The following is a 19,170-nucleotide window of genomic DNA, read 5'->3' as shown; positions in this document are numbered from 1 at the left end:
GGAGCCTTGAATTGAAAAAACGCATTCTCATATTAATAGCAGTGGCAATGCTCTCAGCGCTGGTACTCATGAGCGGATGCCGCAGCAAGCAGCGTATGGGTATGGTCCGCGAGCAGAATACCGGCCTACTCTACGGCTCCATGACCAGCGGTAACTTTATGGTAGATCCCTCCCAGTTCGATACTCCAATACTGAAACTGACCATCCGCAACACTTCCGGTGACCCGGCGATAAATCTCAAGGCCCTGCGCAATAGCATCGAAAAATCATATATCGATAAGGGCTACAAAGTAGTAAAAACAGGCAAGTATTCCGCACATCTGGATATCAACCTGCGCTATTCAGGTCAGATTTCACAGAACATGGTCGATGAAATCAGCCTTTGGGGTGGAACAGGCGGTGCCTATTTAGGAGCCACTTTGGGGCAGACCCTCGATTCAATGATACTTGGTTCCGCCTCCGGTGCGGCTATCGGGGCCATTATCGGACAGTACACAACGCAGGACACCTACATCATGGTTGCTGACGTGATACTTGGAGTCGTGGACAAATACGCCAAAAAGCGTAAAGCGATCATCCAGTTCGATGACACCCAGATAAAATGGGAAGACGAGGACGACGGTTTCACTTCCTACCGTTCTCGCGAACGCATCAAGGCGGCAGTTTATGCAGGCGGGGATAACACCGCGCAAAGTAAAATCGTGCGCGGGGTTACTTTAAGATTTAAGAGAATTCTGCAGGACATTATTTAAAGCATGCCTCCGGCGGCCCTTCGGGGACCAAAGAACCCTTTTGCAAAAGGGTTCTCTGGACTCTCCCAAAAACTTTCAATAGGGCTTCGCCGTTTTTTTAACTACACATCGTCAAAACGGGTACGAACTTCATTCAGCCCTTCACGATACCCTTTTGCATCGCCATAGGGGAAGAAATGACGGTAACGGCTATGCACAGACTTTACCGGACGGGCATGCCGAATCGGACACCAGTACTGTTCTGTACGGGCAGCCACCTCACGCACAAATCCAATCAAGCCGTTAAAATAACCGCAATAGTAGCAGTTTACCTTTTCAATCAGGTTCAGATATTTAAGGCTATGGCGGTCTATGACCACGTAATCGCGTCTCTTTACCCGGGGAATGCCGTAAACCGGGAAACACATCAGCTGATAGAGCCAGACAGATACATCAATCATCAGGGCCGGGATAAGCGGCATAAAGATAAAGGGCAGCGTAAGCATAACCCAGACGCCGGAGTCATAAACATAGTCGCTCCACTTAGCAGCCAGCTCACGGTGCGCTGCACGCACCTCCGCGCTGAAGCGGACTTTCTTTTTCTGCACGGTGTAGAGGAACTCACTTTTCATATCCCTAAGTTCTACACGCAGTTCTTTTTCCAAAGCATCCATTCTGCCGAGGATTTCATCAATTCTGCTCATGTGGCACCTTCCTTTTCAGTCACAGGTTCAGATACAGTATTCGGGGCGAGCCCCGATTTCAGGTGTCATTCTTTATAGTTGATAAAAAATTGATGAGATTGGCAAGATTTTTCGGATGGACGGCAAAAGAAAAGCCGCCCGGGACCTATGGCTCCAAGCGGCTTAAATCTGGGTCAAAACAGAAATTATACAGTATTTATAATATCTCCATCAACAACGGTATCAACTATTGCGACAAGTTCACCAGCCACTCCGTCAGTTACGTCAGTATCGTAAAACAATTTATTATTAGTACTGTCATAAACAAAAGCGGCCCCGGTACCGGGGGCAATAGGTGAACTCTCAGTGGCATATCCCGGATCCTGAACAACAGTTGTGGTTGTGAAGGCGCTTGAATTTACCTTAATCTTGTCTACCGTAGTTTGGAAATCAGTAATGGTATCTCCCAAATATGCTGAAGTGGAATTATAGTAAAAAAAGTAATCAGCAGTGTCTGACCCACCTGTCAGAGTATCGGCTCCGAGACCACCAGTAAGCTTATCTATTCCGGTTCCACCAATGAGGATATCGTTCCCGCCACCACCATCAAGATTATCTGCTCCGGCCCCTCCCATTAAGGTATTGCTGGACGAATTACCAGTGAGGGTATCGGCATTATTTGTTCCGATAGCGTGATCAAAATCATAGATGGTATCTGAATCAGAAGTTCCTATTTTAGTAACAGATCCACCACCAAGATTTATGAAAACGCCATTACTACCATCAACATAAGAAAGCCAGTTTCCACTGCCGCCACCGCTCATCTCATCGCTGCCGCTACTTCCATAAAATGTTTCGACTGCGCCGGAGCCGTAAAGAAAATCATCGTGACTTGATCCCTTAATAGCTTCAAATCCTGTGAAATAATCTATTTCACCATTACTGACTGCAGTTCCACTGCTAAGACATGCATCAACACCGGCGCTATTATCCTCGAAAGAAAGAATGTCGATACCATCTCCACCGGCTAACGTATCTGAACCGTCACCACCGGAAACTGTATCATTTCCGATTCCACCGTAGAGAACGTCATTACCTTTATCGCCAAAAATGGTATCATTGCCACCGTTACCATCATAGTAATCAACGTTAATTGTGCCTTTCCAATATTCACCAGTTTCAGCACCCTGACTAAAGTTAGTCCCATCACTGGAAGTATAAGTCTGCCCCTCTGTGCCCTCGGGGATATTTTCCAGCAACTCATCAATTACATCATCAATTTCACCCTGTAGATTATTCAGCAAATTCTGCGCAGTAGTAATATCATTGGAATTAATAGCACTAAAAATATCCTCAGCTAGATCTTCTATCTCTGCGGCAGCAACAGCAAAGGGAGAATCCCCTAATCCACCGCCGAAGGGATCACCTTGTCCCAATTCGCCCGCTAAAATAACACCCAGCCCCGGATCAAGCACACCCTGACCGGGAATTGCCGGACCTCCGGTTTCGCCGCCTTCGGCTTCACCTTGCTGATCTCCTTCGCCCTGAGCATCCTGCCCCTGTTCATCCTGTCCCTGATCCTGAGGATCGCCTTGCTGTTCCTGCTGTTCCTCTTCCTGACGCTGTTGCTGAATTTCCTGCTCCTGCCGGATAGCCGAGGGCGCGATTTCACGGAATGAATCAAATTCGCTGGCAGTCATGGGACGCACAGAACCGAGCTGACCGGACATGGCGATATCAACCAGTTCACGGGCGTTTGCAATCATCCTGATTTCGCCGCTTATGGATTGGACAAGCAGGGCTTTACCGGCATGAATTTCTTCAACACCGATCTTCTGCCCGCCGCCGGGACTGATTTCACTGACAATGGTGGTACCGCGGATACCGATGGTCGCAAGAGGAGTACCGACTTGGAAGCGGTCAGGATTCTGCTCAGCAATTTTACCTGTCACCAAACGGAAAGTTCCCTGACTCATTTTGAAAAGCAGCTCAGCTTCAGATACGGAGTCGTCAAATACGTAATCATCAAGGGATATTGCCGAATCAGCACCCTGAGAAAGCAGGGTATCGTCCACAAAACGGATCTCTGCAGTACTGCCTGATCCGGTCACCAGTTCTTCACCCCGAAAAACTTCGGCCCCCGCCTCTACCTGACGGACTCCAGCTTCAGAACGCAAGAACACATCACCGTTTGCAGCAAGGACAACACCGATTGAATTTTGACTTCCTTCAGGAGGCATAAATTCCCTCTACTTTTTATAAGCACTCCACCATTAACAAACAATAATAGATTTTAAGCTTGCAAGTCAACAACACCAAAGAGCGAGACACAAATCACAAGAACAACAGTAACGCTCACACCTTATAGAATACTAACATAAACACACCAAGCAATCTAAATTACATCAATATTTTCATGCAGTAATTCACATTAAATTCAAAAATAGAATCAAGACATTCCACTTTCCACCGAGATATCACTTTCCACTACAGAATCTCCAAAAACAGTAGCGATAAGTGCATGATCAGAGCTGGCGGCACTTCCATCAGGGTCATACCAAAGCTGACCATTGTCTGAATCAAAAACAAAATAAGCGGTACCGTCAGCCGGACCGGTCTGACCATCATAAGGCACACCTTCTCCGGGAGTCACATTAATGAAAGTGTAATTTGAATTGAATTCTGAGGAGAAATAGAAACTGTCATCCGCGCTCACAAAATCGGCAATGGTATCGCGACCTTCAGCTGAAGAAGTATAGGAAAAAACATCATCCCCAGTTCCACCGGACAAGTAGTCTGCATCACCTGAACCGAACAGCGTATCGTCCCCGGCTCCCCCGGAAAGTGAGTTGGGAGCATCACAACCATTGAGCGCGTCATTGTTATCAGTACCAATTACGTTTTCTATACTTACCAGCGTATCAGTATTGGAACCACCGGAAACAGTACCATCTGCAAGATTGACCTGCACAGCGGATCCGCCTTCGTATGAGACAGTGTCATTTCCTTCACCGCCAATCATGGTATCACCGTTCTGCCCACCGTAAATCAGGTCATTATCGGCTCCACCATCAATATAATCCGCGTTCTGCCCACCATAAATGGTATCATTGCCACCACCGCCATCAATGCTGTCCGCACCGTTTCCACCATCGATAATATCGTCACCGAGACCACCGAACAAAGTATCAACACCCTGCTTGCCGCTGATGGAGTCATCGCCGCCTGCACCATTATAATAGTCGGTCTTGGAAGTTCCGACCCATGTTTCACCGGACTCTGCACCAGTTTCCCACTGCACAGCTTCTTCGATAGCTGCACCGTCAACAGTGAGATCAGAAGCGACAACAGCGTCGCCGCTTACCTTGGTAATCAAAGTATGGCCGCCTGCATCTACACCGTTGGAATCATACCAGAGCTTACCACCTGCATCGAAAACAAAGACAGGGGTGGTGCCCATAGTCACATTGGTACCAGTATAGTCGTTCGCTTCAATGGCCGCGAAAATAGCGGTTTCGCTAAAATTTTCACCACTAAAGTCAAGAGTGTCATCAGCACTGGAAAAAGATTGCAGTTCTTCACCAGACAGACCTTCAGCTTCACTATAACGAAAAATATCCTGCCCATCTCCCCCATCAAGGGTATCAGCACCGGAACCACCTTCGATCAGGTCATCTCCAATGTTGCCATAAATGATATCGTTCCCGTCACCGCCCTTAAGGGTATCATTTCCTTCCTTTCCATCTATGTAATCGTCTCCGCCACGGCCATCGTAGTAATCCGTATTTACAGTTCCCGTCCAACGATCAGCACTTTCGGTGGCATCACCCCAATCAATGCCGTCTCCGGAAGTTTCATTACTCGTTTCATCGGTAGTTTCACTGGTAGTTTCAACCGGAACAGGGGCAGTATCTTCTACTAACTCAATGATTTCATCATCAGTACTATCATCACCAACGTCGTCTGAAGTTGAATCTCCGGCGGAATCAATTATGAAACCTCCAAGCAAATCAACGACAGTATCAACATCGTCTTCAGCCAAAGCTCCAAAAATCTCTTCTGCGGCAGCAAGCATGGTTGCATCTACAGGCTCCTGCCCGCCAAACACACCTTCACCGCCCGACAAGACACCGTCTCCGCCAAATCCCAGAGCTTCACCACCGACTTCAGGAAGTTCTCCCTCTACCTGCTGTTCACCCTGCTGTCCTGAGATTTCGGCTCCATCTTCGTTTTGTTGTTCTTCGCCTCCTTGCAGATCCTGTTGCTCTTGCTGTTCTTCCCTACGTTGTTCCTCGATTATCTGCTCCTCTTGTATTGCGGCAGGGGCGATGGACTGAAATTGGTTGAATTCAGCGACAGTCATAACACGAACACTGCTCATCAATCCCGAACTTGCAATATCAACCAAGGCACGAGGTGAAGCAATCTGACGGATGGAACCATCAATACTCTGTACCAGTAACGCCTTACCACTGTGAATTTCTTCTACACCGTGCTTTTCGCCATCAGGACCTATCTCGTGAACGGTAATAGTCCCGCGAATACCGATCGTGGCAAGAGGAGAGCCGATCTTGAACCGCTCAGGGTTCTGTTCGGCTATTTTTCCGGTAACCATACGAAAAGTCCCGGTACCCATTTTAAAGAAAAGATCCGAGGATTCTTCGTCTACCTCATCGTAGACATAATCATCGAGGAAGATGGCGGACTGTGCGCCCTGAGAAAGGAGGGTATCGTCAGCAAAACGGACTTCGACCTGCCCGTCTACTCCGGTTATAAGCTCATCACCACGAAAAACCGATGAGCCGGACTCAGCCAACCTCAAGCCTTCAGAAGACTTAAGTGAGACCTCACCACTAACGGTGAGAATAACGCCGATAGCGTTTTGAGTGACCGTTTCAGGGGACATGGTACACCCCGCAGGTAAAATTTAGACCCTAATGGCAGGATAAGTCTTCATTTCACTTTTGCAAGGTAAGTACACACTCTTTTATTACTCCTAACCGACCACTTTCATAGAATAATAATCATTATCAATTCAACCCACTCAACTAATGAATAATATATTATTTGACAGTGGCAATTAATTTTTAAAACAAATTCCCCTGCACTTTCGCACAGGGGAATTTGTTCAGTATGATTATTAACGGTCAATTATGCTGTATCGGCAGCAGGGGGTATAGGTCCTTTCTTCAGCCCCCAGACAAACAAAGCCAATCCGGCCAAAATCATAGGCACACAAAGCAACTGCCCCATTGTCAACCAACCGAAGGCAACAAAACCAAGCTGTGGATCAGGCTGACGGAAAAACTCTACAAAGGCTCTGAAGAATCCATAGCCCATGAGGAATATTCCTGTGGTGGTACCCCTTTGACGGGGTTTTGCAGACCAGATCCAGAGAATCAAGAAAAGCAACAGCCCTTCCAGTGCTCCCTCATAGAGTTGCGAAGGGTGTCGGGGCAGATTCCCTGCACGCTGACTGGGAAAAACCATACCCCAAGGCATATCAGTTACCCGGCCCCAGAGTTCTCCATTAATAAAGTTCCCCAAACGACCGCAGAGTAGACCTAGCGGAGCTAAAGGAACAAGGAAATCACCCACATCAAGAGTTGTCCTATTGGTGGATTTTGCAAATCTCCATGCGACAATTGCTACACCGGCAGCACCGCCATGAAAAGACATTCCGCCCTTCCAGACCGCCAAAATATCCATGGGATTAGCTACAAAATATTCAGGTTCGTAAATCAGACAGTATCCAAGACGCGCACCTACAACCAGACCGACCACCAGCCATGTAATCAGGTCATCGACCTGCTGTGCAGTCCAATTATTTGTCTTTTTTGAAGCCCTGTAGCGCCCCAAGGTCCACGCTATGGCGAAACCGATCATATACATCAGGCCATACCAATTGGCCTTGAGAGGTCCTAATCTAAAAGCAACGGTATCAAACTCCGGCAATACAATCATATTCTTTACCTACTTATAAAAATCCTTAAACAAAAAACTACTCTGGACGGACTATGTTTCCCGGACAAATTCAGTTACAATCTGTACACAGGAAATACAAGGAAATCCCATGGAAGAACAAAAAGATTTTGATATTCTGGAAATGCCCGCCGAGGGGCTTGCCGCATACTGGCTATCAATCAAAAAACTTATTGATGTTAAGCGTAGCAGAAAAGTCCTTGAGGAAGAGATACGCTATACGCGTGAACCTTACATCAAATTTTTGTTGGAAACTGCATTTTCCGAACTCGATGAAACTACAGTGCGCCGCCTTGCTGAAGCCAAGAGGACAACACTAGCTGAAGAATACTCACGCAAGCTGGAGACCATGCAAATAGCACTGCTGGCTATGTCATCACAAGAGAATCCACGTATCAGCTTTGTGCGCATGGCTTCGCACTATCCTGTATCTGTAATTTCTGAAAAAAAAGCTTTTACCTTGGCCCACGGACTGTTGGACGGTTTGCTGGATACACAATCAGACCCTGCTCTGCTTCTTGAATTTGACCACAAATTACAGCCGGACCGTTTACTGGTCAAAATGCTCTTCCACATCATCCTCAGCCGCAAAGAAGGCAAACAGCAGCTCGAACAGTTGGTCCCACACATCAAAACACCTTATTACGCCAACGGCATAACTCAGGTCATTGACGGATTTGACCACAGAATACTTAAGTCCAATCTCAAAGTTCAGGCCGAACAAATTTTAGCTTATTCAAAAACAAAAATGGATATGGCTTCTGAAATGAGCCTCGGTATCCGGGCTAAACTCAGCTATGACGACATCTTCCGCATAGCCAGGGCATTTATGCCATAAACCTATTTATTCTTGAATTTTTCAGCAGCCTTAACGAAATTATTGGCCCAGCATGGCATGCTCAGGGCGTGGATGTGGTTGTAACCGGCATAGATATTGTCTCGGATTAGTCCGTCGTGTCCGTCAGCCATACCTTTACCGCGTGACATATCAAGGGCGTATTTGGGCGCTGTTTCGTTGTTATCAACACAGAGTGAATAATGGAATTCATGACCGATGACTTCGGTCCCTACAGGCAGGAAGGGATTGTCGTGGACTATTTTACCGGATGTATAGCCTAACCCCTGCGGTCGGGGGCAAAGGCGGGTAGAAAGATCTAGCACACCGGACATAGCGTATTTCTGCCCTTCATACTCAACATCACGCCCGAGATACATAAATCCGCCACATTCGGCAAAAATGGGCAAACCTGATTCAGCAAGGCTCCGCACATATTCACGGATAACGCTATTACGAGAAATTTCCGGGGCAAGGGTCTCAGGGAATCCTCCACCCAAGTAAAGCCCGTGGATTTCAGGCCAAGGTTCAGATGAAAAAATAGAAACCTCTTTTACCTCGGCTCCGGCCCTGCGCAATGCTTCCAAGTTTTCTTCATAATAAAACCAGAGTGCTTCATCACGCACAACACCGATGACGGGCTTGGACTCACTAGAAAGCTCTATACCAGACCATGCAGACTCTTCTGTTTTAAGTTCAGAAGAGGAATTCTCAGCAATTTTGCGGATTGCTTCCAGATCAAGACAATCCTCAGCCATCTGGCCAAGTGTATCCAGAGCCTTATCCACTGCGCCATATTCGGTATTTGAAACAAGACCCATATGCCGCTCGGGAATGGGATTTTCCTTCAATTTGGGAAGCATGCCCAGCACGGGAATATCAGTATAGGCTTCAATGGAATTTTTGAGAATGTTGCGATGGCGCTCCCCTGCTGTTCGGTTGAGGATTACCCCGGCAAGGTTAAAACCATCTTCAAAAGCTTTGCAACCAGCTACAATGGCAGCCACAGTACGGGTCATCTTTGTGCAGTCTATAGTCAGGAGAACCGGTGCTTTGATAATTCTGGCAAGTTCCGCTGTGGAGCAAGATCCGTCCACATCTTTGCCGTCAAAAAGACCACGGTTACCTTCTACAATGGAAATATCGGCCCCCTGCCCTTTTTCCAGAAAAAGGGAGATGAGCTTATCGTTGGGCATGAGGAAAGGATCAAGATTGGTGGCATACTGGCCTGAAGCCAGTCCCAGCCAGCGGGCGTCAATATAATCGGGACCTTTTTTGAACGGTTTAACCGCCCTGCCCTGATTGCGGAAGGCCCGGCAGAGCCCGAGTGTGACAATGGTCTTACCTGTGCCGCCGCTGAGTCCGGCCAAAACAATACGTGGAAAATTCATTTCGCTGCTCACGCCCTTAAAAATTCTAAATAATGCTCGTCTGCACAATGGATTCAGTAGTGTTTCAACGCAAAAAAGACAAGGAAAATCACCTTTCCTTCCTGTGCAAATAAGGGCTGAAGCATAAAAAAATGCCTTGTCCCAAGGGACAAGGCATTTAAGAGTCGAACTAAACGAAAAATTAATCTTCGTGTTCAGCACCACTCTGCTTACCGGCACCGGTCAGACCATACATAGTGGTAGAACCGGAGGACCAGTACTCAATCTTCTCTTCTTTAACGAGAGCGGTCAGAACTTTCTTAACTTCGCGACCCTTTGCATCCGGAAAGAGCTTGGTGAAGTCATTGAAGTAAAATTTGCTTTTAGCACCTGTTTTCTTCTCGAGGAAGTCCAGGATTTCTACTTTAGCGGAATCCATATCGATCGGCATAATAAGCCCCTTTCTTTTTTAAAGGGGTGCGGCAAAACACCGCACCCCGTATTTCTCAATTCGAATTAGAACTTGAACTGAGTGGACTGACGCCAAGTGTAGTAAGCGGGATCACGGAAATCATCGATCAGGTGAGGAGTGAACTCCAGACCGGTTTTCTCGAAGAAACGTTCCCAACCAATACGCTCTGCCCAGTCACCCAGACGCTCGTACTTGTTAGCTTCAGCTTTGTAGACTTCCACGATCTTGCGGATAGTCTTGGTAAGTGTGGGCCAACGAGGAGGTTCGTTAGGAATAAATGCAACAACAACCTTGGAGAACTTAGGCATGGAGATACGGTTAGAAACCTTACCACCAACCATCAGTGCGATACCGTCACCTTCCTTATCGGAGAGGGGCAGGGAGGGGCACATGGTGTAGCAGTTACCGCAGTACATGCAGCGTTCTTCTTTAATAGCAACAGTCTTGTACTGCTTACCATCGAGTTCGATCTTAGAAGGACGAACAGCACCGGTGGGGCAGGAAGCTACTGCAAGAGGAATTTCGCAGAGGTTGTCGAGGTACTCGTGGTCAATGATGGGGGGCTTACGGTGAATACCGACAACAGCGATGTCGGAGCAGTGGCAAGCACCACACATGTTCAGGCAGCAAGCAACAGCGATACGCACGGGTGCGGGCATGTTGTGGCCGGTGAACTCATCAAAGAGGTCATCCATGATGACTTTAACAGTACCGGAAGCATCGGTAGCGGGGGTGTGGCAGTGAACCCAACCCTGAGTGTGAACGATGTTGGATACACCAGCACCGGTACCACCGACGGGGAATTTGTAGGAACCACCTTCGAACTTACGGCTGAGCAGATCTTCTTTAAGGGCAATCATTTTGTCCTTAGAGTCGGTCATGAACTCAACGTTGTTACGAGTGGTGAAACGGAGGTATCCGTCACAGTGCTTGTCAGCAACTTCGCACATTTCACGAATCAGGGTAATACTCATGAGGCGAGCAGTACCGCAGCGGACGGTGTATACTTCGTCGCCGGATTCAGCAACGTGTACCAGTACGCCGGGTTCAATGATTTCGTGGTAGAGCCACTTGCCGTAGTTGTTCTTGATAACCGGGGGCAGGAACTCTCTGAAGTCGCGAGGTCCAATGTCCGAAATCCGGTTTTCCATCGGTTTGTCTGGATTGTAGCCAGAAGAAACGAACGCCATGTCTGTCCTCCCGTATTATCTCTGGTGTCTTTTTCTGTATTCGTTAACGTCACGTTCCCAAGGACCATCAACATCTTCAGCTTTCCAGAAGATGTAGGGGTTATGTCTGGGTTCCTGAACGTGTCTGGGATCAGCCTTGATTCCGGTAACTTCGAGAAGCTTCTGGAAGCCCATGCGACGCATGGTCTCACCGAGACGCTCACGGTTTTTACCTTCTTCCATCCACCAGTCCCAAATGTTTTCAACAACTTCCTTAACTTCGTCGAAAGGCTCTTCAACCTTGATGAAGGGTACGAGGAGGGAGCTGAGCTGAGGACCGTCGAGGATCGGAGCTTTAGCACCACAAAGGATGGATGCGCCGCGATCGTTACCGATCATCAGTGCGCGAGGCATGGTGTTGATGCAGTGCATGCAGTGCATACATTCTTTATCGTTGATTTCGAGTTTGCCGTCAGCGTACTTGATGCACTTACCGGGGCAGAGATCAACAACTTCTTTCTGAATGTCGAATGCACCCCAGTCACGGCCGGAGTGAGCGCCAGCGTTAGGCTTGAACTCACCACCAACGTAAGCTGCAACAGCTTCCTGGTCGATGCGGATTTCGTCTTTCCAGATACCTACAACAGAGAAGTCGGAACGTGCGAGAGCACATACGCAGCTGTTGGGGCAAGCATCAAATTTGAATTTGAACTTGTAAGGGAAAGCGGGACGGTGAAGTTCGTCCTGGAATTCCATGGTCATGTCGTAGCAGAGTGCCTGTGCGTCGTAACAAGCGTACTCACAACGGGACATACCGAGACATGCTGCAGGGGTACGCAGGTTGGAGCCGGAGCCACCAAGGTCAACGTCTGCATTGTGGGTCAGTTCGAAGAAGATTTCTTCGAGCTGAGGAGTGGTGGTACCGAGGAAGACGATGTCACCGGTAGAACCGTGCATGTTGGTCAGACCGGAACCGCGCATATCCCAAATGTCGATGATCTTGTTCAGGAACTCGGTGGTGTAGTACTTAGCGGTGGGCTGTGCAACACGAACGGTGTGAAAGTGTGCAACGCCGGGGAACATTTCGGGCTGGTCACAGTAACGACCGATAACGCCGCCGCCGTAACCGAAAACGCCAACGATACCGCCGTGTTTCCAGTGAGTTTCACCATCAGCATAAGACAGCTCGAGAACACCGAGAAGGTCATCACAAACTTCGACGGGAATCTGATATTCCACGCCCTTCTCGTTTTTAGCTCTAACTTCGGCTTCTTGTTTAACGTCGGACACGAAGCTAGGCCATGGCCCGCTTTCAAGTTCGTCCAACAAGGGAGTTTTGTGTTTCGCCATTCCCTTAAACCTCCATAAAGTTTAATAAGATATACCTACCAATACAAATTAGGCATCCGGTACGTCAGCCGGATAAACCGACATCAGCCCGGTTGCTTTCCTCTCTTAGTGCGAGACCCCCTCATCATTACGATGCAAGGGGAGGGAAAGATACCCTTAAGTGAAAAAAAACACAACCTATAGTGCTGGATAATTAACTAACACGCCGGATACGCCCGTTGTCAATACATGATTCAAATTATCAGAATTGAGAAAACTCGGACTTGCCAAGCTAGCCGGATTCAGCGTATTTACTCATCCCGAACACAAGGTGCGTCAGTAGCAATATTTCCTACAAAAATTTTTGATAACCAGCAACATAAACTTGAAAAAGTGATTCCTAAAATATGAACGAATGCAAACAATGCGGTACCTGCTGCCGTAAAGGCGGCCCGGCACTACACACTCAGGACCTGCCCCTGCTTAAAGAAGCAGACGGCATTGACCTTACTGATATTGTTACCCTTCGCAAAGGTGAACTTGCTTACGACCAGCCTGTTGGAGCAGTACTTCCCCTTGATGAAGAAATTCTCAAAATTAAAGGATCCGGCGGAGAATGGATCTGTAAATTTCTTGCCCAGGCTTCAAATGTCTGTCGCATTTACAAGAGCCGCCCTCTTGAATGTCAAAAACTTTTCTGTGAAGACCCGGAACCTTTGATGGAAATTTACAGCAAAGATCGTCTGACCAGAAAAGACGTTCTTCCCGCTGGGCATCCTGTTCTTGAACTCATCGAAGACCACGACAACAAATGTGATCCCGTCAAAATGTCCGAGCTGGCAGCCGCAGCTGTTGAAAACTGGGATGAAAGCGAAAAGATTCAGGCAGACCTGCGCGAAATGCTGATTTTCGACAGCTCCATTCGTGAACTTGTCATGGAAAAAGCAGGACTCCCGCAAGAATCCATGGATTTCTTCTTCGGCAGACCAATGACTGTCCTCATCAAGGGATACGGCATCATTGCGACTCCCAATGGAAAATCTTTTTCACTGCGCAAACTTTAAGGATTATATAATGAAAGACCAACGCGGACTATATTACTACCCGTCCCTGCAGACCCGTGACACCAAGATGTACGTGCGGGAGAATGAAGGATCAATCGAGTTCAGACTCTGGTCCAATGACAACCCCACTATCTGGGACCAGCACGAATGGCTGCCCTACGATGTGATCATGGAAGCTGCAGAAGAATACAAAAAGCGCGGTTCAGACCGTAATCCTCTAGCGCTTTACGACCTCAATGTTGCTCAGCAGCTTATTAAAGAGGACAAGATTACTCATTAATTAAATGAGTAATTCAGATCTTGCTTTAGCAAAAAAATATCCCGGTAATCTTTTATGGATTTCCGGGATGTTTTTTATTCTGTTTCCAGCTCAAAACCTTCTTTTCTGAGCATAGCAGCAAATAGTCCGTCACCATCGATCAAATTTCCACCGAAGGTACCGTCATAAATTTTTCCGATACCGCATGATGGAGAGCGTGCCTTCAAGATAGCTTTCTTGCTGCCTGCAAGCTTTGCGAGCTTGAGAGCTTCCTCTGCCCCGCGCCAGAAAAGTTCCGTTACATCCTCGCCCTGATCGCTAAGGACCTTTCCTTCAACGATCTCACATGGTGGACGAGGAGTTGTCAGCCCGCCCAACTGTTCCGGGCAGACCGGAATAGCCTTACCTTCAGAGACAAGCTGCATAACCCTTTCATCAGCATTGTCACCGCCGTCATAACGGCAGCAAAGTCCCGCCAGACAACCGCTTACTATATACATATTCTTAACCTCCGAAAAACAGATCTGCATTGTTAGGTTCTACGCGATGTGCTAATGATAATTTTCATAAACAAATACCTCAGTCAAGGAGGAGTTATGACCGCCATTACCACATCTGTTTTCGAACTTTTCAAAATCGGCCCCGGTCCTTCAAGCTCCCATACGATCGGCCCCATGAAAGCCGGATACAATTTTCATCTAGCCGTGGCAGACCTTTCATTTGAAGAACAGCCAGACAACATCGAAATCAGGCTGTACGGCAGTCTCAGCGCCACCGGCGAAGGCCACGGAACTGACCGAGCTGTAGTTGCCGGACTACTCGGCTTCAAGCCGGAGAATGTTGAATGCGAGTTTCTTGATTCCTTAGCTGATGGTACTTCCCGCCAATTTGAAAGCGGGCGGATATCTTTAGGCTTGAGCGTCAAAGATGTTGTCTTTGCTGAAGTAGAGAACGATTTTCCATATGCAAACACCCTGCTTCTGCGACTTCGCAAAGGTGAAGAAATTCTATTCGAACAGGAATATTATTCCATCGGCGGCGGTTTCATTAAATGGAAAGGCCAACCGGCTGAGATTCCGCGTGTCCCTCCTTACCAATATTCAAATATGGATGAACTTAAAGCCATTCTTTCAGACGAAGGATTGCGCATGCATCAGGCAATTCTAGCCAACGAAACAGCTATCAGCGGAATTTCCGAAGACGAAATATACGAAAAACTGGATGCTATCCTTGATGCCATGAAACAGGCTGTCCGCAACGGCCTTACTGCCGAAGGCATACTGCCCGGACCTATCGGCCTTCACCGCAAAGCCAAACGTCTTTTCGAAAACAGTTCTCAACCAAACTGTGCCGATAGTTTTTTGCTCCGCCTTAATGCCTACGGTTTTGCCGCATCTGAAGAGAATGCTGCCGGACATATAGTCGTTACAGCACCGACCTCCGGTTCCGCCGGAGTTATTCCTGCTGCGGTCTATGCCCTTGAAGAAGAGCTCGGCATAGAACGCGAAAGAGTTCGTGAAGGCATGCTCATTGCTGCTGCACTCGGTTTCATTGCCAAGCATAACGCCAGTATCGCTGGAGCGGAAGTCGGATGTCAGGGCGAAGTCGGAGTCGCATCAGCGATGGCTGCCGGTTTGATTGCATATGCCAACGGCCACCGTTTCTGGCGCACTGAGAATGCCGCAGAGTCTGCCTTGGAACACCACCTTGGTCTTACCTGCGACCCTGTTGGAGGATACGTTCAGATACCTTGCATTGAGCGTAATGCAATGGGTGTAGTCCGGGCATACAATTCTTACCTCATTGCTTCTGTGGAAAATGAAGAATTCCACAAAGTAAGTTTTGATGAAGTCGTCAAGGCTATGGCTGAAACAGGCAAGGATATGAATGCAAAATACAAAGAAACTTCGCTGGGTGGGCTGGCCGTGTCGGTTCCCAACTGTTAATATCAATTCCGAGCGTAAAACAAAAAAAGGTCGCAATATCATGAATGATATTGCGACCTTTTTAAATTAACACAAACAAGTGCTGTAAAGTTTATTTAAACCAGCCTTTTATGTGCAAAGCATTGGTCAGCTTTGCGAGCAGTTCAGGCTTGCAGTTTAGATCGTCGGTCTGCTCAAGGAAATGCCTACGCTGTGCAAAGCGGTCCTTGAGAGTCTGGAAATACTCTGCTCTGTGTTCCACGTTAGCCGGATTGTAGGTGTCGTAAAACCCGGGCAGCACTTTTTCCATACAATTCCGCTTGGGAATCTGCGCACCGGGCAGCAGATCCCAATCTTCCCATTCCAGCTGGTCAGTCAGAATCATTGTCTGCAGGGTCAGTGAAGTCTGCAAGGGAATGGGATTAAGATCAGAATCTGAAGAACGCCAGAAACCTACTGAGTTGAAGCTGTAACCGTGCGCACCGCAATCAAATACATGCGCAAATGCTTCAACATCCTTCCAGAGTTCGTAAACACGGAACGGGTTGGCGTAAGGAATGAAAACAAGCTTCTTAAGTTCTTCCTCAGAAACGTTTTCAGCAAGGTTACGCTTGGTCATCAGCGCAGCACCCATAGCAACAGCAAGATAGGTGTCGGTGAAACGGATAATCGGAGGCAGGCAGGTATCCTTCATAAGCCAGCACAGAGAATCCGGGAATGTACAGCGGTTGACATGCTCACCGATAACATCGCGGTCGATGAGAGCACGGCCGTTGGGGTTACGGATATCCTGACCAAGAGGCATGACCTTTCCGTCGATTTCCAGCATAGCGTGGTTCATTACGGAGATCATGTATTTCCAGTCCGGGTTACCTAAAGGACGGGAGTCAGTCTTATCAAAAAGGGTCGGTTCCCAAGCACGGCAGACGCGATTTTCAGTATCGATCTGGAAAGCATCATCGTGCAGTACTTTTTTGGCAAATCCTTCAGGAAGGGTTCCGCCATTGTCATGGGAGTTGGTGTGGGAGGATTTCCCTGTACCGGACAGACCGAAGAAAGCGATGGACTTTTTGCCCAGCTTCTTAACTTTAGCGTCCTTGCAATCGGCGAAATCAATTTCTTTAATACCGCCGTGACACGCAGCCATACCGACACGGATACCGGAAGTCCATGCGAGGGTCAGTGTGCCCTTCTTGCGCTCACCAAAGTAGCGCATACCGAAATTGTAGATAACGTTGCATTCTTCATCAACAAGAGCCAACTGCGGGTTGCCCTGGTTGTGGTAGAAAGAATCTTCGTTGCGCCAGAGGTTATCACCGATAATGATGATATCCTGAATGGGCAGTTTTGCACTTTTGGCGTATTCTTCCGCCAGTTCGTCAAAGGGGGTGAAATTGACCAGCCAGTTAAAAATATTCGCAGCATCATCTTCGCCACCGAGAATGGTAGCCTTGATCATCAGGTCCTGATCCAGACCGACAATGGCCTCGGCCTTGATAAGCGGACGCTCCTGCATATCAGAGATTGCTTCCCGTAAATCACCGAGAACCTTGCGCTGATCCGGTCCGTTCAGCCGGTTGTAAAAACGGCGGGCCAAAGCGGTACGGCCTACAATTTTTCCGTGGCAATGGTTGAGCAGTTTTGCTCCCTCGGGCAGGCCGAGTCTTTTTGCTGCTTCTGGATAAATAGGATGATCTGTTTCCATAACATCCCACTGCTTGCGGGCAAGCTCATAGGCTTCTGCCGCATTAACTTTTTTTACCCGTTTATCTGCAAGCAGAGTTTCCGCAATCGCCCGGAGAGGCGGAATCTTGGAAAGGTCATCTTTGTAAAACTCATAGGTTGACTGACTAGCCACTGTTTTTTCCTCCAAAGAAAATGTAAGTCGTCACGACTTCTGGAAGTCGCCATTAACGCCATTTGCGATAAAATGCCACTGTTCATTTACTTAAAATTAATAAGCTTTCCCTAACGAACAGCTTCCCTGTTCGGCTTCGCAAATTTTTACACAATTAGACCAATAATGTTCACACTTCCCCCTGCCGGGGTATCACAAATGAAAAGGCGCATTCCCCGCTAGGGAATGCGCCTTGATTCAGTCAGTTACGACCTGCTGTCTCCAGCTTGCTTTCCGTTTGTCCGTTAGTCGCCACCGCAAGCTTACGTTTGCGTTTGGTCATCACAGTCTGTTTGGAAAGCTTATTCATCCTGAATTCTCCTACATTGCCAGAACGGACCAGAGAACACCTGCGCCAACTGCGGAACCGAGAACCCCGGCTACGTTGGGGGCCATGGCATGCATGAGCAGGAAGTTATGCGGATCTTCGTCACGGGCGACCATCTGAACGACTCGTGCGGAGTCAGGAACAGCGGATACACCGGCAGCGCCGATCAGCGGGTTGATCTTGTCTTTGCAGAACACGTTCATAAGCTTAGCAAAGGCCAGACCACTGGCAGTAGCAACACAGAAGGATGCAGCACCCAGCCCGAAGATGAGCAGGCTGTCAGGAGTCAGGAAGGTCTGAGCCTGAGTGGATGCACCCACAGAGAAACCGAGCAGAATGGTGACCGAGTCAATGAGCGCGGTACGCGCGGTCTCGGCCAGACGCTCGGTAACGCCGGATTCTTTAAGCAGGTTACCGAAGAAGAGCATACCGACCAGAGCAAGTGAGCCCGGAGCGATGAGCGCAGTGATGATGAAGCCGCCCACCGGGAAAAGGATTTTTTCACGGGTGGAAACTTCACGGGGTGCACTCATGCGGATGAGTCGCTCTTTCTTGGAGGTCATCAGCTTCATGATGGGAGGCTGGATGACCGGAACCAGTGCCATGTAAGAGTACGCGGCAATGGCGATTGCCCCTAGGAGATGCGGTGCCAGCTTGGAGGAGAGGAAGATAGCCGTAGGCCCGTCCGCCCCGCCGATGATGCCGATAGCACCGGCCTCACTGGGGGTGAAGCCCATGTACATGGCTCCGATGAGGGTTGCAAAAATACCCATCTGGGCTGCTGCGCCGAGCAGCACCAGCCTCGGGTTGGAAAGCATGCACGAAAAGTCGGTCATGGCTCCGATGCCGAGGAAGATCAACGGCGGGAAAATCCCTGCGCTGACCCCGAAGTAGATATAATAAAGCACACTGCCTTCGTCATAAACGCTGAGCGGCATCCCGGCGATGGACGGGATGTTACCAACGATTGCGCCAAACCCAATGGGCAGGAGCAGCAGCGGCTCGTAGTCCTTAATAATAGCAAGGGCGATGAATATGGCTCCGATGACAATCATAATAAAGTTGCCGGGAGTCATCTCTGCAAAGCCCGTAGTGCTTAAGAAGTGCAGAAGTATATCCATAACGT

16 protein-coding genes are annotated in these 19,170 nt (G+C 48.4%); 5 read left to right on the top strand and 11 right to left on the bottom strand.

The annotated features are described in order from the left end of the window. Window positions 1-11 precede the first annotated feature (11 nt). Complete coding sequence (gene traT / locus DESAL_RS03975) at window positions 12-752, top strand: complement resistance protein TraT (protein ID WP_015850681.1); 741 nt, start codon at window positions 12-14, stop codon at window positions 750-752. Between the two features lie 101 nt (window positions 753-853). Here the strand turns inward: traT and DESAL_RS03970 are convergent, their stop codons facing one another. The 4 genes from DESAL_RS03970 to lgt form a co-directional block, all read right to left on the bottom strand. Beyond that, complete coding sequence (locus DESAL_RS03970; RefSeq protein ID WP_015850680.1) at window positions 854-1,435, bottom strand: hypothetical protein; 582 nt, start codon at window positions 1,433-1,435, stop codon at window positions 854-856. A 185-nt stretch (window positions 1,436-1,620) separates the two neighbouring features. Next, entirely contained in the window at window positions 1,621-3,654 is a 2,034-nt protein-coding gene (locus DESAL_RS19605) for a FecR domain-containing protein (protein ID WP_015850679.1), read from the bottom strand. Window positions 3,655-3,863: 209 nt separating this feature from the next. After that, window positions 3,864-6,320 carry a FecR domain-containing protein gene (locus DESAL_RS03960; RefSeq protein WP_015850678.1) on the bottom strand — a complete coding sequence of 819 codons (2,457 nt, stop codon included), beginning with the start codon at window positions 6,318-6,320 and terminating at the stop codon, window positions 3,864-3,866. A 245-nt stretch (window positions 6,321-6,565) separates the two neighbouring features. After that, entirely contained in the window at window positions 6,566-7,378 is an 813-nt protein-coding gene (lgt, locus tag DESAL_RS03955; protein WP_015850677.1) for a prolipoprotein diacylglyceryl transferase, read from the bottom strand. A 109-nt stretch (window positions 7,379-7,487) separates the two neighbouring features. Between lgt and DESAL_RS03950 the strand changes: the two genes are divergently transcribed. Then, on the top strand, window positions 7,488-8,234 hold the full coding sequence (locus DESAL_RS03950) for a hypothetical protein (protein WP_015850676.1): 747 nt from the start codon (window positions 7,488-7,490) through the stop codon (window positions 8,232-8,234). Between the two features lie 2 nt (window positions 8,235-8,236). On the opposite strand, the gene DESAL_RS03945 is transcribed toward DESAL_RS03950, so the two are convergent. From DESAL_RS03945 to dsrA, 4 genes are all read right to left on the bottom strand, one after another. Further along, complete coding sequence (locus DESAL_RS03945) at window positions 8,237-9,622, bottom strand: cobyrinic acid a,c-diamide synthase CobB (protein ID WP_015850675.1); 1,386 nt, start codon at window positions 9,620-9,622, stop codon at window positions 8,237-8,239. A 181-nt stretch (window positions 9,623-9,803) separates the two neighbouring features. After that, the gene (locus DESAL_RS03940) at window positions 9,804-10,052 is read right to left on the bottom strand and encodes a dissimilatory sulfite reductase D family protein (RefSeq protein ID WP_015850674.1); all 249 of its coding nucleotides are present in this window, start codon (window positions 10,050-10,052) and stop codon (window positions 9,804-9,806) included. A gap of 65 nt (window positions 10,053-10,117) precedes the next feature. Further along, window positions 10,118-11,263 carry a dissimilatory-type sulfite reductase subunit beta gene (gene dsrB / locus DESAL_RS03935; RefSeq protein ID WP_015850673.1) on the bottom strand — a complete coding sequence of 382 codons (1,146 nt, stop codon included), beginning with the start codon at window positions 11,261-11,263 and terminating at the stop codon, window positions 10,118-10,120. Between the two features lie 15 nt (window positions 11,264-11,278). Further along, the gene (gene dsrA, locus DESAL_RS03930) at window positions 11,279-12,592 is read right to left on the bottom strand and encodes a dissimilatory-type sulfite reductase subunit alpha (RefSeq protein ID WP_015850672.1); all 1,314 of its coding nucleotides are present in this window, start codon (window positions 12,590-12,592) and stop codon (window positions 11,279-11,281) included. 386 nt (window positions 12,593-12,978) lie between these two features. Between dsrA and DESAL_RS03925 the strand changes: the two genes are divergently transcribed. Together DESAL_RS03925 and DESAL_RS03920 are read left to right on the top strand one after the other, a co-directional pair. Next, the gene (locus DESAL_RS03925; RefSeq protein ID WP_015850671.1) at window positions 12,979-13,635 is read left to right on the top strand and encodes a YkgJ family cysteine cluster protein; all 657 of its coding nucleotides are present in this window, start codon (window positions 12,979-12,981) and stop codon (window positions 13,633-13,635) included. 10 nt (window positions 13,636-13,645) lie between these two features. Then, entirely contained in the window at window positions 13,646-13,915 is a 270-nt protein-coding gene (locus DESAL_RS03920) for a hypothetical protein (protein ID WP_015850670.1), read from the top strand. Window positions 13,916-13,989: 74 nt separating this feature from the next. Here DESAL_RS03920 and DESAL_RS03915 read toward each other — a convergent pair whose 3' ends face one another. Continuing rightward, window positions 13,990-14,394, bottom strand: coding sequence for a 2-thiouracil desulfurase family protein (locus DESAL_RS03915; protein ID WP_015850669.1), 405 nt, complete (start codon window positions 14,392-14,394; stop codon window positions 13,990-13,992). Window positions 14,395-14,490: 96 nt separating this feature from the next. Between DESAL_RS03915 and DESAL_RS03910 the strand changes: the two genes are divergently transcribed. After that, window positions 14,491-15,840 carry an L-serine ammonia-lyase gene (locus DESAL_RS03910; RefSeq protein ID WP_015850668.1) on the top strand — a complete coding sequence of 450 codons (1,350 nt, stop codon included), beginning with the start codon at window positions 14,491-14,493 and terminating at the stop codon, window positions 15,838-15,840. Between the two features lie 91 nt (window positions 15,841-15,931). Here DESAL_RS03910 and DESAL_RS03905 read toward each other — a convergent pair whose 3' ends face one another. Continuing rightward, window positions 15,932-17,677: a phosphoenolpyruvate carboxykinase (ATP) gene (locus DESAL_RS03905; protein WP_015850667.1), complete on the bottom strand. Its 1,746-nt coding sequence runs from the start codon at window positions 17,675-17,677 to the stop codon at window positions 15,932-15,934. Between the two features lie 360 nt (window positions 17,678-18,037). Continuing rightward, window positions 18,038-19,165, bottom strand: a complete 1,128-nt coding sequence (locus DESAL_RS03900; RefSeq protein WP_015850665.1) for a sodium ion-translocating decarboxylase subunit beta — start codon at window positions 19,163-19,165, stop codon at window positions 18,038-18,040. Window positions 19,166-19,170: the final 5 nt, after the last annotated feature.

Source organism: Maridesulfovibrio salexigens DSM 2638, from assembly GCF_000023445.1.
GTDB lineage: Bacteria > Desulfobacterota > Desulfovibrionia > Desulfovibrionales > Desulfovibrionaceae > Maridesulfovibrio > Maridesulfovibrio salexigens.
This window is presented reverse-complemented; position numbering and strand designations above follow the sequence as displayed.